Origin of the sequence: Nesiotobacter zosterae (assembly GCF_033843645.1) — a bacterium.
Lineage (GTDB): Bacteria > Pseudomonadota > Alphaproteobacteria > Rhizobiales > Stappiaceae > Pseudovibrio > Pseudovibrio zosterae.
In genome coordinates, this window is record NZ_JAWXVZ010000007.1 from 35,595 (window position 1) to 50,435 (window position 14,841).

Below are 14,841 nucleotides of genomic sequence, written 5' to 3' on the forward strand. Positions count from 1 at the left end.
CATGGCTGATCAGGTGAACCACCGTCTCAAGGCTGCCTATGATCATCGTTTGCGCCGGATGCGTGACAACGCGATGCCGCATGAACTGCGAGAAGGCGAAGAACAGACGCTTGAGAATGTCAGCGTTGATTGCGGTTGGGGTAGTTTGATCCTCGGCAGTACCTTTATGGAGCCAGAGCCTCTTCTGGAGACAATCAGGCAAGAGCGACGTGACAGGCGCGATATCGCGTTTTACGTGCGCGATCCGCATGTGCTGATCGCGTCCGCGCCGCAGGAGTTGTTTCTCGACCCGTCTCACACCTACCGTTTGATGCTTGCCACGTATCGCGCGGGACGCAATCGCCGTCGTGGGTTCACGATCCGGCGCCTGTCTTCCCGTGAGGATGCCGAAGCGCTGAATGTGCTGTACGCGGCGCGGGGGATGGTGACCATCCCGCCGGATTTCTTCTGGGATGCCATGGACCCCAAGGTGCTGGCTGTGCTGGTTGCGGAAGACGATGACACCGGTGAAATCATCGGCACCGCGATGGGCGTGGACCACAATCGAGCGACGAAGGGCGGTGATCCCGGTTCGTCGCTCTGGTGCCTTTCTGTCTCCCCGCAGGCACGGCCTGCCGGTGTGGGGGAGGAGTTGGTGCGTCGCTTGGCAGAACTGTTTCAGGCCCGCGGCAACCCGCACATGGACCTGTCTGTCATGCACGACAACGACAAGGCCATCAGTCTCTATGAAAAGCTGGGCTTTACGCGTGTGCCGTTCTTCGCCGTGAAGCACAAGAATCCGATCAACGAGTCCTTGTTTATCGGCAAGACGAAGGGGCATGGCCTTAATCCCTACGGTGCCATCATCGTCAATGAAGCGAGCCGACGTGGCATTCACACGGAAATCATTGATGCAGAGGGAGGCTTCTTCAGCCTGACCCATGGCGGGCGAACAATCCGCTGTCGGGAGTCCTTGAGCGAGATTACCAGTGCTGTCGCTCTCTCCATTTGCGATGACAAGACAGTGACGCGCAGACTTGTCGAGCAGGTCGGCATTCATGTGCCGGAACGGTTGGGCAGTGAAGACAACGAGGCGATTGAAGAGTTCTTGACCCGGCATCGTGCGGCGGTGGTGAAACCGGCAAGCGGCGAGCAAGGTAAGGGCGTTTCCGTTGGACTGACGACCTTGGATGAGGTGAAAGCTGCCATCGAAACCGCACGGCAATACTGTTCTGATGTTCTCATTGAAGAGTTTGTAGAAGGGCAGGATCTGCGCCTTATCGTAATCGATTACCGTGTGGTGGCTGCTGCTGTGCGCAGACCAGCGGAGGTGACCGGAGACGGACGCAGCTCCATCAAGGAGCTGATTACGGCGCAAAGCCGCCGCCGCTCCGCCGCCACGGGCGGGGAATCCCAAATCCCGATTGACGAGGAAACGGAACGCTGTTTAAGCGCTGCGGGATATACGCTGGAAAGTGTGCCGGATGCAGGCCAAAGCCTGTTCGTAAGGCGGACTGCGAATCTGCACACTGGAGGCACCATTCATGACGTGACTGGTGAGACCAACCGCGAGCTGATAAATGCGGCCATAGAGGCGGCGAAAGCTATTGGTATTCCGGTAACAGGCATTGATCTGATGGTGAAATCACCGCGCGAGCCGGAGTATCGCTTCATCGAAGCCAATGAGCGTCCGGGTCTTGCAAACCACGAACCACAGCCAACTGCAGAAAAATTTATCGACTTTTTGTTTCCCTTGACCAAAACTTCAATCGAGACGGCTCATCAAGCGAGGGATACGTGACGAACCTTCCAGTGATCGACCTTGAGTATTTGGCGGCGACGCTCAAGGATCTGCTGCATCTGCAAAGCCCGACCGGTTATACAGATGAAATTGCGCATCGGGTTGGTAAAGAACTCGACCGGCTGGGGATTCCCTATCAGCTCACCCGGCGTGGGGCGATCCGTGCCCGTATCAAGGGACAGGCCAGCAAGCCCGCGCGTGCAATGGTTTCCCATCTCGACACGCTCGGTGCTCAAGTCAAATCCTTGAAGGAAAACGGTCGCTTGGAGCTGGTGCCGATCGGACACTGGTCTGCCCGTTTTGCAGAGGGCGGCCGGGTGACACTGTTTAGTGAGCGCGGTTCCTACACAGGAACTGTCCTTCCGCTTCGCGCTTCAGGACATACCTACAACGACGGCGTCGACACCATGCCGATCGGTTGGGATTATGTGGAACTGCGGGTAGATGCCTATGCCAACACCGCCAGCGATTTGGAAAAGCTTGGTATTGAGATAGGTGACTTTGTTGCCTTCGATGCGCAGCCGGAGTTCCTGGAGAACGGGTACATCGTCTCTCGCCATCTCGACAACAAGGCCGGGGTTGCCTTGATGTTGGCGGCCATGAAGGCGCTCGTTGAGTGCGACCGAAAGCCGACAGTGGATGTTTATTGGCTCTTCACAATCGCCGAAGAAATCGGTCACGGCGCTACGTCCATCTTGACGCCGGAAATTGCTTCCATGGTGGCTATTGATAACGGCACCACCGCGCCGGGGCAGAACTCTGCCGAGTTCGGGGTGACGATATCCATGGCAGACCAGACAGGTCCGTTTGATTACCACCTCACTCAAAAGCTGGTGCACCTCTGCAAGGAGCATAACATCAAGGTACGTAAGGATATTTTCCGTTACTACCGCTCTGATGCGGCCTCTGCCGTGGAAGCGGGCGCGGATGTACGCACGGCACTGGCGACCTTTGGTGTTGATGCCAGTCACGGTTATGAGCGCATTCACATGCATGCTCTCCGGTCTTTGGCGGAGTTGTGCGTGAGTTATGCGCTTAGTCCGGTGGAAATTGCCCGCGATGCGCGCGAGTTTGCCAGTATCAAGGGCTTTACCCACCAGCCAACTGGTGAGGCGGATCAAGAACTTGTGCCCGAGGTCAATGAGCCGGACAAGCTGGCTGCGGATGCTCAAAGCTAGGCGGCTCAGGCTGGTCGCCTAGGGGGGCAAATCGAGGGGGAGCCGATGCAAGACGCATCTTTTGGGCGATTGCTGGATGCCGACTTGGCTTTGCAGGTCCATGTTGGGGCGGCTGTTGCCGCCGTCATCTTCCTTCCCGCAATTCTGGGGCGCCGGAAGGGAGATACGCTGCACAAGCTGTTGGGATATAGCTGGGCTCTGGCAATGACCGTGCTTGCCGTCAGTTCTTTTTGGCTGCAAGGCCTTCAAATCGTTGGGCCTTTCAGTCCGATCCATCTGCTGTCCATCTACACGCTGATCCAGCTAACCCGTGCGCTCTTTCAGGCCCGGCGCAGGCAGATCGACCGGCATGGCAGCACCATGCGCCAGCTTGCGGCCTACGCGCTTGGCGGGGCCGGTGTTTTGGCATTCTTGCCTGACCGACTGATGAACGAGATGATCTTTGGCGGTAGTTGGCTGGGCTTTATTGGGGTGGGTGTCATCACACTTGCCGTGATCCTTTACGCGGCACGACGACAGAAGGCTATGGCTTAGCTGCTCTCATGAATAACGCACGGCTAACGGTTGCTGCGCGGTGGCGCTTCAGGTGCTGGTTCTCGGCCGGTCGCTTTGCGTTGGTTTTGCGTTGCTCTGAAAGAATTCAGGATCTTCTGAGCGTGGAACTGCGCTCAATCAGCTCAAAACCCAGATTGCAGTTTCTGTCCTCAACCGAGCCCGGTGATTTGATCTCGTCCAGGATCATCTGGATGGCGCGGCGTCCGATGTCATAGCGCGGTGTGGATACAGAGGTCATCTCTGGGACCATGTTGCGAGCGATCTCGATGTCGTTAAAACCGCAGACGCCAAAATCCGTCGGGACGGTAATATTCCGCCGTTGGGCCTCCATGAGAACGCCGATGGCCAAGTCATCGTTGTTGCAGAAAACGGCATCCGTATCCGGGGCGCGCGAGAGCAGCAGCTCGAACAGCTGGCGTCCCATGCCCACGTTGGAGGGTTGTCGTGTAGTTACTATGCGTGCCTCATCCATAATATCTGCTGCGCGGCACACATCCTTGAAGCCTTCCAGACGTGCTTGGGAGCGTGGGTCCATCCGGGCCCCCAGAAAGCCGGGTTTCTTGTAACCGCTATCCAAAAGATGTTGTGTTGCGGCTCGCGCTGCGTCACGATGCTCAAAGCCAATGGCCATATCCGCAGGCTCGGGTCCGAAGTCCATGATCTGAACCACCGGACAGGGCGCATTGCGCAGCAGGTCGCAAGCTTGTGCGGTTTGGTCAAAGCCAGAGACGATCAGACCTGCAGGCTTTTGGCGAAGGAAGACCCGGAGCAGATCTTCTTCTTTCAAGGCACTGTATCGGAAGTTACCGATCTGGACGAAATAGCGTGTCCCTTCAATGCCGTCATAAACCCCGCGCACCACATCGGCAAAAACGTTGTTGGTGAGTGAAGGTACAAGCAAGCCGATGGTTGAAGTCGTTTTGGACGCCAGAGCAGATGCCGCCGGATCTGGCGCATAGCCGAGCTTGGCGATGGCCGTCTCAACCTTTTTTCTGGAAGCTTCTGAAACAATTTCAGGGCTGCGGATCGTGCGCGACACTGTGATAGCGCTAACACCTGCTTCTTTCGCTACATCCACCAGCGTTATGCTGCCGGGAGACAGATCCGCATTTTTTTTCATAGCTAATACAAGGCCTAACCGTTCTGAAACATCAGTACGCAGTATACACCTTTGACAAATGATAGCGCAATCATTAATGTGCAAATACTCGCGTTGTTCAGGGGCCGATTCATAGAGTTCTTGGCGGACTGATCACTGAGGCACTTGTGGAGACCAGGGAGGAAAGACGACATGTTTTCCAAGATGAAACTAATGGTACTGGGTGGCGTTGCAGCCAGCTTGATGGCTTCAAGCGCTATGGCGCAGGAATATCTGTTCCGCATTCAGTCATCTGACCCCGCAGGCAACACCAACTATCAGCTCCAGCAAGAATGGGCTGAGATGGTGAAGCAGAAGACAGATGGCCGCGTTGAAATTCAGATGTTGCCGGTTGGCACAATCGTGGCGCATAGCGAAACACAGGATGCCGTTGCTGCGGGCATTCTGGATGGTCACTTTACTGACACCTCGTATTTCGCAGGTAAAGATCCAGCGTTCGGCCTGATCGCAAACCCAGTGGGAGCTTGGTCTTCGCCTCAGGAAATGTTTGACTTTATCAATACTGGTGGCGGCAAGGAGCTGATGAACGAAATGCTTCAGCCGTATGGCCTGCATTTCATTGGTGCAACGACACCGGGTCTTGAAGCGTTCGTCTCCAAGGTGCCGCTCGATGGCGTTGACGACCTGAAGGGCCTCAAGCTTCGCGCGCCGGAAGGTATGGTGCAGAAGGTTTTTGCGGCAGCAGGCGCTGCTCCGGTAAACCTGCCGGGTTCTGAAGTGTTCACGGCTCTGGACAAAGGCGTCATTGACGCTGCTGACTACAGCGCCTTTTCAACGAACCAGGCGCAGGGGCTGCACGACATCGCCTACCACCCTGTTTATCCAGGTTTCCACTCCATGCCGCTGGTTGAAGTCAGCGTGAACAAGGCAAAGTGGGACGCGCTGCCTGAGGAGCTGCAAAACGCGCTGACAGAAAGTGTTGTCGAGTTCTCTTCCTATCAGTCCAACACAATCAACGAGCGCGATCTGGCGGCTGTCGAAGAAGCAAAAGCTGCTGGCAAGGTAACCGTTCACGATTGGTCTGCTGAAGAGCGCGCAAAGTTCCGTTCTATCGCCCGCACCCAGTGGGAGGAAGCTGCGAAAGCCTCCGCAAACTCTCAGAAGGTCTACGACACTCTGATTTCTTACCTTGAAAAGAACGGCATGCTGGCAAACTGATCGCCACCTTGTGATCGTTCGTCCTTCCGGCGCCCCGCCGGAAGGACACCTTGAGGGCATGAACAAGGGGTGGTTGATATGTCCGAGCCTTCCGAAAAAAAAGAATTACTGCATCACGATCCCGATCGCGCCATCCCAGAAGCCGGCATCTTGGGTGCCGGGATTGTCAAGGTCGGTCTGGTTTTTGCCATCGGCATCGTGATTTCCGCGCTGATCCTGTTTTGGGAAGTGATCATGCGCTATGTCTTCAACGCGCCAACGGTTTGGGCGCACGAGACGGTTGTGTTCCTCAACGCCTCCGCCTTCATTTTCGGCGGCCTTTATGCGGCATCGCTGAACAAGCACATCCGTGTCGTGCTGTTCTACGACAATCTGAGCCCATGGCTGCGCCGGACCTTCGACGTGGTGATCTCAGGTGTTTGCATGATTGCCTCCGGCTTTTTTGCCTGGGCGGCATGGCAGAGTGTCAAGCGTGCCGTGTGGACGCCAACTGGCGACCTGCACTTTGAGACCAGCGGAAGTGCCTGGAACCCGCCGTTTCCGGGTTATCTGAAGGTGTTTCTCTTCTTCATTCTTATCGTTCTGGCGATTCAGTTTTTGGTGCTGGCGTTCAACTACGCGCGGCGCAAGGTAGCTGACTGATGGATATGTCCTTCCTTTTTGACCTGCAGTCCCTCGGCATCGAGGGTGCGACGCTGGCGATGTTCGCCGCGCTGTTGGCACTGCTTCTCACCGGCATGCCTTTGGCGTTCGTGACGCTTCTGGTTGCCTTGATCTTTGCTTTGGGCTGGTTCGGCCCCATGGCGCTGCCCTTGATCACAAGCCGTATCTTCAGCTTTGTGAACTCGTTTGTGTTCGTTTCGGTGCCAATGTTCGTGCTGATGGCAGCCATTCTCGACCGCTCGGGCATCGCCCGCGACCTGTTCGACGCCATGAAGGTGCTTGCTGGCCGTATCCGTGGCGGTGTGGCGATCCAGACCCTTCTGGTAGCGGTAATTCTGGCGGCCATGTCCGGCATTATTGGCGGCGAAGTGATCTTGCTCGGCTTGCTCGCTCTGCCGCAGATGCTGCGCCTGGGCTATGACCGCCGGCTTGCGATTGGCGTGTGCTGTGCCGGTGGAGCTCTTGGTACCATGGTGCCGCCTTCCATCGTGTTGATCATCTACGGCCTGACGGCAAACGTTTCCATTGGGGATCTGTTCACCTCGGCTTTCGTGCCGGGTCTCATGTTGGCCAGCTTTTATGCCGCATACATTTTGATCCGCGCCTACATGAACCCGGAGCTGGCCCCGATTGCCGAGCCAGAAGAGATCAGCGCACGCGAAAAGATGCGCCTGCTCAAAGGTTTGTTCCTTCCGGTTCTGGTGGTGATCTTTGTGCTTGGCTCAATCTACGGCGGGATCGCTTCGGTGACGGAAGCCTCTGCAATTGGTGTTATCGGCGTTACGCTCTCCACCATCATTCGTGGTGAGTTCTCCAGAGAGTTGGTAATCGGCGCAGCCAAGCAAACCTTGCGGACCGTTGGCATGATCGTGTGGATCGGCATTGGTGCATCAGCTCTGGTTGGCGTGTTCAACCTGATGGGTGGCATCAACTTCGTTTCCGGTCTGATCACTGGCATCTCCGAGGAGCCGATCATCGTGATCCTGTTCATGATGGCGATCTTGTTCGTGCTTGGCATGTTCCTCGACTGGGTCGGGATTGCGCTGCTTTGCATGCCGATCTTCGTGCCGATCGTGAAAAGCCTTGGCTATGATCCGATCTGGTTCGGTGTTGTGTTTGCTATGAACATGCAGGTGAGCTTCCTGTCCCCACCATTCGGACCGGCGGCGTTCTATCTGAAGTCCGTGGCACCGGATGACATTTCCCTTGGCGAAATCTTCCGGTCACTGCTGCCGTTCATCTGCCTGCAAATCCTTGCTCTCGCTGTGCTCATCATGTTCCCCGGCATCACGGGTCGCTGAGCCTGCTTTCAGCAGGCCAGTTCCCTTCGCCGGAAAGGAGTAGACAATGACAACAAGAACGCCCAAGAAGCCTCTGCGCTCAGAGGCGTGGTTCAACGACCTCAGTGACCCGGAAATGACTGCGCTCTACATCGAGCGGTATTTGAACTACGGCTACACACTGGAAGAACTGCGCTCTGGCAAGCCGATCATCGGGATCGCGCAAACTGGGTCAGACCTGTCACCGTGCAATCGCCATCACCTTGAACTGGCCAAACGGGTGCGCGAAGGCATTCGCGATGCGGGCGGCATTGTTCTGGAGTTCCCGGTTCATCCAATTCAGGAAACCGGCAAGCGGCCAACCGCCATGTTGGACCGAAACCTTGCCTATCTGGGTCTGGTGGAGTCTCTGTTTGGCTATCCGATTGACGGTGTTGTGCTGACAATCGGCTGTGACAAGACAACGCCAGCGCTGCTGATGGCGGCGTCCACTGTCAACATTCCAGCGCTGGCATTCTCTGTGGGCCCCATGCTCAATGGCTGGCACAAAGGGGAGCGGGCCGGTTCCGGATCGGTGATCTGGAAGGCGCGCCAAATGCATGCCGCAGGTGAAATTGATGGCGAGCAGTTCTTGCAGATGGCTGCCTCTTCTGCACCTTCCGTTGGCTACTGCAACACTATGGGGACCGCCTCCACCATGAACAGCCTTGCCGAGGCGCTTGGCATGCAGTTGCCGGGGTCTGCGTCCATTCCCGCGCCATACCGTGAGCGTGCGCAGATGGCGTACTATACCGGCAAGCGCATTGTGGAGATGGTGCGCGAAGACATGAAGCCTTCCGAGATCATGACCCGCCAGGCCTTTGAAAATGCCATTGCGGTGAACTCCGCCATTGGCGGCTCGACAAACGCACCGATCCACCTGAATGCCATCGCGCGTCAGCTTGGCATCGAGCTGACCAACGCAGACTGGGAGAAATTTGGCTATGAGGTGCCGCTGATTGCCAATGTGCAGCCAGCAGGTGAGTACCTGAGTGAGGATTTCCATCTGGCAGGCGGTTTGCCTGCGGTGATTGGCGAGCTCTTGCGCAACAACAAGATCCCGCACCCGTCTGTTGTAACGGCCACCGGCGAGACGTTCGAGAGCCTTTACAGCGACTGTGAAATTGAGAATACAGAGGTGATCAAGCCGCTGGATCAGCCAATGACGGCTCACGCAGGCTTCCTGAACATGACTGGAAACCTGTTTGATACGGCGATCATGAAAACTTCCGTCATCAACGACGAGTTCCGCGATCGGTACCTGTCCAATGCCGCTGACCCCTTGGCTTTTGAAGGCCCGGTGTTTGTGTTCGAAGGCCCGGAGGACTTCCACAAACGCATTGACGATCCCGCACTTGGCATTACGCCGGACAGCATTCTGGTGATGCGCGGGGCGGGGCCAAAGGGCTATCCGGGCGGCGCGGAAGTGGTGAACATGCGGCCACCGTCCTACCTGATCAAGCAGGGGGTACACACACTTCCTTGTATTGGCGATGGCCGACAATCCGGCACATCCGGTTCTGCGTCCATTTTGAATGCGTCCCCGGAAGCGGCGGATGGCGGCAATCTCGCGATCTTGATGGATGGGGACCGGCTGCGCGTTGATCTGAAGCTGCGAAAGGTGACGTTGCAGCTAAGCGCTGAAGAGATTTCAGCGCGGCACAAGGCGCTGGAAGAGCAAGGAGGTTTCGCTTGCCCGGACAGCCAGACCCCGTGGCAGCAGATCTTCCGTCAGCACGTGCGTCCTTTCAGCGAAGGCATGATCCTGGAGGATGCCGACAAGTATCGTGATATTGGCAACGCCATCATGCCGCGCCACAGTCACTGACCCGGCACGAACAAGAACAGTCTTGATAAATGAATGCGGCGCGGTCGGTGGATCGCGCCGTTCTCATGTTCACTCGGGCTGCAATGCGCTGCGGAACAAGTGGTCGAGGAACTTTGAGGCGTCGGTGAAGCGGTGCTTTGCGCGTTTGCCCATCAGCTTTGTGACCTGCACGTCAAAGTCTGCATAGTGCTGGGTGGTGGACCAGATGGAAAACAGAAGATGGTAGGCGTCCACATCGGCGATCTTGCCCGCCTTTGACCAGCTTTCGATAAGGGCCGCTTTCTCATCCACCATGGTTTTCAGCGGACCGGAGATCATCGGGCCAATACGCGGTGCCCCTTGCAACATCTCGTTGGCGAACAGGCGGCTTTCGCGAGGGTAGTCACGTGCCATCTCCAGCTTGCGCTGTACGTAGGCGCAGATCTCTTCAATGGGGTCCCCTTCTTCACGGACCTGATGAAGCGGATCAAGCCAGATATAGAGCATGCGCTTGATCAGTTCGGCGTGGATCGCTTCCTTGTTGTCGAAGTAGTAGAGCAAGTTGGGTTTGGACAGGCCAGCTCGTTCGGCCACCTGATCAATGGTGGAGCCGCGAAAGCCGTAGGCAGAAAAAACATCCAGAGCGGCAGCAAGGATCTTCTCCGTCTTTTCCTGTTGAATGCGGGTTCTGCCCTTTGAGTTCGCAGCGCGTGCCATGCCGGTTTGTCGTCCCGTTGGTTTGTTGTCAGGCCATATAGTACGGTGAAGTCTACATCCCGGTTCTCTTTATGAGAGCGTGACCAACGGTTGCAGGCCCAAAGTTGAACCTGCTGCACTCAGTCGCTCTCACCGCACAGTGACCTTTGAAGGAGCAAATAGCAGATCGTTCTGCCGCTGCCAAACGAACCTTCTGGGACGACCAAGGGTGAGGGCTCCAAGCTGTGCCCAACAGGGCAGGGCAACCCGGCCCTGAGAAGAGCCGGGTGCATTCGCGAAGGATCAGGCGGCGGCTTTCTCCTTTGCCTTCTCGTTGAAGACCGGGATGATCTTGTCGCCATAATCCGCGATGATCTTTTCCTCGTCGCCGCTGTCCAGATAGATGTTGAACTGGGTAACGCCAGCAGCTTCAAGCTCGTTGAGCTTGGCGATGTGCTCATCCGGCGTGCCCAGAACACAGAACTCCTTCACGATGTCTTCCGTGATGAAGTCCAGATACGGGTTGTCGCTCTGGCCGTGCTTGGAATAGTCGTAGCCGCGACGGTTCTCGATGTAGGAGGTCAGGCTGGACGGGATGTCCTTGTTGTCGGTGCCGTATTTCTCGACAATGTCCGCCACGTGGTTGCCCACCATGGCCGGGAACCAGCGCACTTTCTCAATCGCCTCATCCAGCGGGCCGGTGTGAGCTGGGGCGGCAGCCATGACACGGAAGCCGGACATGTCGCGGCCCTCGGCGTTTCCAGCCTCTTTTGCCTGATCGGCAAGCCACTTGCAGATCTTTGGTTCCGCGATTTGCAGGATGAGACCATCCCCGACGCGGCCTGCCGAAGACAGCGCCTTTGGACCGTACGCAGCGACCCATACGGGCAGCTCGTACCCGGTGGCCCAAGGGAACTTCACCGGCTCCGGACACTCGCCGTATTGCGCTTCGTCACCGCGCACCAGCGCCTTGACCACATGGGTGAATTCTTCAAGGCGTTTCAGCGGGGCGGGCTTCTTGCCCATGACGCGCACCGCGCTATCGCCGCGGCCAAGGCCAATGTCAAAGCGGCCACCCGACTGCTTGGCAAGCGAGCCGAACATGGACGCGGCCAGCGACCAGTCGCGGGTGTTCGGATTGGTGACGCAGGGACCGAAGCGCATCTTTGTTGTGTGCTCCATGCACATAGCCATGGCCATGTAGCTCTCACGCCAAAGAATGTGGCTGTCGTAGAACCAGCAATAGGTGAAACCGGCGTTTTCGGCCTGACGTACAAGTGCGCGAGCGCGCTCAGGCTCTACAAAGCCCTTAAAGCAAATCCCAAACTCCATAGTGCTACTCCTCTGGCAAGGTGTTGTTTTATATGGTTTTATCTAGATTTTCAGTGATCTGGCGCCCAGATCTTGATCCCGGCGTGGGTGAAGGGAACGGCCTTGGAAATGTTCTGGCGGATAAGGATGGGCGTGATGGCCTCAATGCAGCGTGCCGCCTGAGCGTTACCGGCGTTGTAGGTTTGCACCTCCAGTTTATCGACCAGCGCCATCACCTTCTTGCGAGCATCCAGCGAGTTGCCGCAGATGAGGATGTCGCAGTTGATCTTCCACTCCAGATTGTTGAGTGTGACCGCTGAAACGTTGTGCAGCGCGCCAATGACCGGGATGTCTGGGCCGAGCAGAGCTTGAGCCGCTTCGGTGGCCGAGCCTTCCGGTGGCATTTCCACGAGCTTTGGATCGTTGGGCGCAAGCGGAACCACGATATCAACGAGGATCTTGCCCTCAAGCACAGGCTTCAAAGCCTCAAGGGTGGCGTTGTGGGCTGAGAATGGCACGGCGAGAATGACGAATTCTTCCGCCGCTTCAGTTGCCGCAAGATTGTCCATGCCGGCAATTTCGGCAGAACCAGCAGGCAGTTTAGCTGCAAGCTCGCTCGCGATTTCCGCCGCGCGGGCCCCGTCACGGGAGCCGAGCACAACGCGCACACCAGCGCGGGCAAAGCGAAGCGCGAGACCCTGGCCTTGTGGGCCGGTGCCTCCGAGTATCGCAATGGTCATTTGAACATGTCCTCCTTCTGGGCGCGAAGCAGATGCGCCGCGCTGCTTGTTGTTTCCTGCCAGTCCAGCCCCCGGAACAGCACCACCGGGGTTTGGGCTGCTTTGCGAATGACGAGGCCAGAAGCGGCGGCAAGTTCGTCCGCAAAGGCGGGTTCGGTGACACTGAGCAGGCGGCCGTAGGCGTCTTCATTGCCTTGCTCCTTGATGGTTGCGGGTACGCCCGCAAGCCCGACGGCCACGTTGACCTGCCCAAGGCGCCATGGGCGGCCAAAGGTGTCCGTGATGGCAACACCGATCCGCGCCCGGAAGCGCTTTGACAGCGCATCACGCAGCGCACGGGCGCTGGCATCCGGGTCTTTGGGCAGGAGAATGAGCGCGCCATCCTCCCCAGTGTTGGACTCATCAACGGCGGCATTCGCCGACTTGAAACCGAGCCGGTGCTCGCAGATCATGGTGCCTTCGCGCTGCGCAGGGTGCTTGAAGGCTTTGACCACGGACTGGCTCTCGCGCAGGATGACCTCCACCTTGCGCGGATCCTTGTTAAGCATTGCAGCGTAACGGTGGGCCTCTTCCCCGGGCGTGACGTCGGCCATGTTCACCACACAGCCCTCAGCCTTTGAGAAGATCTTGTGCGCGGAGGTGATGACATCCCCGTCCACCAGATGCAGGCCCGCGCGTTCCAGACAATCGCCAATGATCTGGGGGAGGTTGTCCCCCTCATGGATTTCCGGGATGCCCGGAACTGCCGCCATCTGTAGGGTGCACAGCCCAGACTGGGGCGCGAACGGGTTGGGGATCGCTGAGTTCATGATGGTGACCTCACAACACTGCCAGTTGCACCTCGAACCGCCGCCGGTTTTCCTTCAGAGAAACCGGGCAGGTGGAGGGCCAGATCCGTTGAGGTGTCAATGTCCTGCGCAATGCCCGGTAACGGCAGAATGCGCGTGGAAAGGCCAAGGCGCTCTGCATGGGCAAGATGGCGGTGGAACGACTTGTTGCCGTATGCAAACGGCAGCGCGGTTGGAGGGGCCACCAGCAGCGCGTTGGTGCCCTGATCGTGCGCAGGACACAAAACCACGCTGCGCTCTGCCATCTCGCAGGAAAGCAAGCGGGTAAACTCGGCCTCATCATGATCAGCGATATCAGCTGGCACTACACAAAGCGTGTGATAGCCACAGGCGGCGGCCCACTGTGCTGCGGCACTTACTGCGCCATTGAGCCCCTCGCAAGCATCCTCTGGCAATGTGTAGGCGCCGTGAGCGCGGGCCAAATCAGCAACCTGCTCGCTGCCGGTGACAACAAGAAGATCGTAGCGAATACCTGACGTTTTCCGAAAGGCGCTGAAGAAGGCAAGTGTCTGTTTGTATAGGCCCATGGCAAGACGCTTGCGCGCTTCCTCCGGCAAGACGGTTGCCAGACGGGACTTGGCAAACTGCGGGTCCTTCATGGGGATGGCAATCAGCAGTCTTGATTGGGGGAGCGCCTGATGCGGTGTCATGGCAAGGCCTCCACATGGTAGCCCGACATGGCAAACCCATAGTCCAGAACCGCATGAGCAAGACGGATCTTGTCTTCTTTGGAGCGCATGAGGATGTCTTCGCTGAAGGCCGCAATGCCGAGGGCCTCAATGTTGTTGGCGCTGTCGGCGTCCTGCCGATCAATCACCAACGCATCGATGATCCGCGCATAATGACGGGCAATGCCGAGGGCGCTGGCCTCTAGCCCAAGGGATGCCATCATTCTGTCTGCAGGGCCTTTCACCACACCGCCTGCAATGATTGGGCTGACAGCAATCTTGCGGGCAGGGGCATTAAGGAGCGCCTCCTTTATGCCCGGAATTGCCAGAATGGGCCCAATGCTCACAAGCGGGTTTGATGGTGCGAAGACGATCAGGTCCGCCGCCTCAATTGCAGCCAAGGTTTCCGAAGTGGGCCTTGCCTGCTCTACGCCCTCAAACGAAAGTGCGCGTACTTCTGGTGCGCACCTCAGTTTGACGAAGTACTCCTGAAACGAAATAGATCCGTCGTCGGTCTGGACGCGGGTTTGAACCACGTCGTCGGTGGGCAGCAGAAGAGGAACTGAAACGCCAAGTGACGTGGCTATGTCTGCTGCGATCTGTGAGGGGCGATCACCCTTTGCCCGGCGCGCCGTGCGGTAAATGTGCAGGCCGAAGTCCTTGTCGCCAAGGAACATCCAGGTATCTGCGCCCAAAGACTTGAGCATTGTGAGTGCGCGGTCGCCCTCATCGGCAAGCCCCCAACCCTGCTGCCGATTGATGACGCCAGCCAGAGAGTAGGTCAGGGTGTCAATGTCTGGAGAGACCCAAAGACCATGGAAGGCCTCATCATCTGCAATGTTGCCGATGATCTTCAAGTCGATGCCCGCAATCCCTGCAAGGCCTTCTGCCATCTTGGCACCGCCGACCCCGCCAGCAAGCAGAACAACCTTGGGCTTTTCGAGCAGTTGGCAACACAT

The 14,841-nt window shown here is 57.5% G+C and carries 14 protein-coding genes; 7 read left to right on the forward strand and 7 right to left on the reverse strand.

The features are described 5' to 3' along the window. Nucleotide 1 precedes the first annotated feature (1 nt). The 3 genes from ngg to Q3Y58_RS11690 are packed head-to-tail and all read left to right on the forward strand — an operon-like array spanning nucleotide 2 to nucleotide 3,492. Entirely contained in the window at nucleotides 2-1,780 is a 1,779-nt protein-coding gene (ngg, locus tag Q3Y58_RS11680) for an N-acetylglutaminylglutamine synthetase (protein WP_319622348.1), read from the forward strand. Continuing rightward, complete coding sequence (locus Q3Y58_RS11685) at nucleotides 1,777-2,958, forward strand: osmoprotectant NAGGN system M42 family peptidase (RefSeq protein ID WP_319622349.1); 1,182 nt, start codon at nucleotides 1,777-1,779, stop codon at nucleotides 2,956-2,958. The genes ngg and Q3Y58_RS11685 overlap by 4 nt, the downstream gene beginning before the upstream one ends. A 45-nt stretch (nucleotides 2,959-3,003) precedes the next feature. Beyond that, nucleotides 3,004-3,492, forward strand: coding sequence for a DUF2306 domain-containing protein (locus Q3Y58_RS11690; RefSeq protein ID WP_319622350.1), 489 nt, complete (start codon nucleotides 3,004-3,006; stop codon nucleotides 3,490-3,492). A 106-nt stretch (nucleotides 3,493-3,598) separates the two neighbouring features. Here Q3Y58_RS11690 and Q3Y58_RS11695 read toward each other — a convergent pair whose 3' ends face one another. Further along, entirely contained in the window at nucleotides 3,599-4,633 is a 1,035-nt protein-coding gene (locus tag Q3Y58_RS11695) for a LacI family DNA-binding transcriptional regulator (RefSeq protein ID WP_319622351.1), read from the reverse strand. Nucleotides 4,634-4,804: 171 nt separating this feature from the next. Between Q3Y58_RS11695 and Q3Y58_RS11700 the strand changes: the two genes are divergently transcribed. The 4 genes from Q3Y58_RS11700 (at nucleotide 4,805) to Q3Y58_RS11715 (ending at nucleotide 9,640) form a co-directional block, all read left to right on the forward strand. Next, nucleotides 4,805-5,830 (forward strand): TRAP transporter substrate-binding protein, encoded by a 1,026-nt coding sequence (locus Q3Y58_RS11700; RefSeq protein ID WP_319622352.1) that lies wholly within the window; start codon nucleotides 4,805-4,807, stop codon nucleotides 5,828-5,830. A gap of 78 nt (nucleotides 5,831-5,908) precedes the next feature. Next, nucleotides 5,909-6,472: a TRAP transporter small permease subunit gene (locus Q3Y58_RS11705; RefSeq protein WP_274219627.1), complete on the forward strand. Its 564-nt coding sequence runs from the start codon at nucleotides 5,909-5,911 to the stop codon at nucleotides 6,470-6,472. Further along, entirely contained in the window at nucleotides 6,472-7,794 is a 1,323-nt protein-coding gene (locus Q3Y58_RS11710; protein WP_413697816.1) for a TRAP transporter large permease, read from the forward strand. Before Q3Y58_RS11705 ends, Q3Y58_RS11710 begins: the two co-directional genes overlap by 1 nt. Before the next feature lie 46 nt (nucleotides 7,795-7,840). Then, the gene (locus Q3Y58_RS11715; RefSeq protein WP_274219628.1) at nucleotides 7,841-9,640 is read left to right on the forward strand and encodes an IlvD/Edd family dehydratase; all 1,800 of its coding nucleotides are present in this window, start codon (nucleotides 7,841-7,843) and stop codon (nucleotides 9,638-9,640) included. 69 nt (nucleotides 9,641-9,709) lie between these two features. Here Q3Y58_RS11715 and Q3Y58_RS11720 read toward each other — a convergent pair whose 3' ends face one another. The 6 genes from Q3Y58_RS11720 to cofD form a co-directional block, all read right to left on the reverse strand. Continuing rightward, entirely contained in the window at nucleotides 9,710-10,336 is a 627-nt protein-coding gene (locus tag Q3Y58_RS11720; RefSeq protein ID WP_274219629.1) for a TetR family transcriptional regulator C-terminal domain-containing protein, read from the reverse strand. A 282-nt stretch (nucleotides 10,337-10,618) separates the two neighbouring features. Further along, nucleotides 10,619-11,647 (reverse strand): TIGR03842 family LLM class F420-dependent oxidoreductase, encoded by a 1,029-nt coding sequence (locus tag Q3Y58_RS11725; protein ID WP_319622353.1) that lies wholly within the window; start codon nucleotides 11,645-11,647, stop codon nucleotides 10,619-10,621. Between the two features lie 50 nt (nucleotides 11,648-11,697). Then, nucleotides 11,698-12,366, reverse strand: a complete 669-nt coding sequence (gene npdG / locus Q3Y58_RS11730) for an NADPH-dependent F420 reductase (RefSeq protein WP_319622354.1) — start codon at nucleotides 12,364-12,366, stop codon at nucleotides 11,698-11,700. Then, complete coding sequence (cofE, locus tag Q3Y58_RS11735) at nucleotides 12,363-13,175, reverse strand: coenzyme F420-0:L-glutamate ligase (RefSeq protein WP_319622355.1); 813 nt, start codon at nucleotides 13,173-13,175, stop codon at nucleotides 12,363-12,365. Before cofE ends, npdG begins: the two co-directional genes overlap by 4 nt. Then, nucleotides 13,172-13,864, reverse strand: a complete 693-nt coding sequence (cofC, locus tag Q3Y58_RS11740; protein ID WP_319622356.1) for a 2-phospho-L-lactate guanylyltransferase — start codon at nucleotides 13,862-13,864, stop codon at nucleotides 13,172-13,174. The genes cofE and cofC overlap by 4 nt, the downstream gene beginning before the upstream one ends. Continuing rightward, nucleotides 13,861-14,841 carry a 2-phospho-L-lactate transferase gene (gene cofD, locus Q3Y58_RS11745; protein ID WP_319622357.1) on the reverse strand — a complete coding sequence of 327 codons (981 nt, stop codon included), beginning with the start codon at nucleotides 14,839-14,841 and terminating at the stop codon, nucleotides 13,861-13,863. The genes cofC and cofD overlap by 4 nt, the downstream gene beginning before the upstream one ends.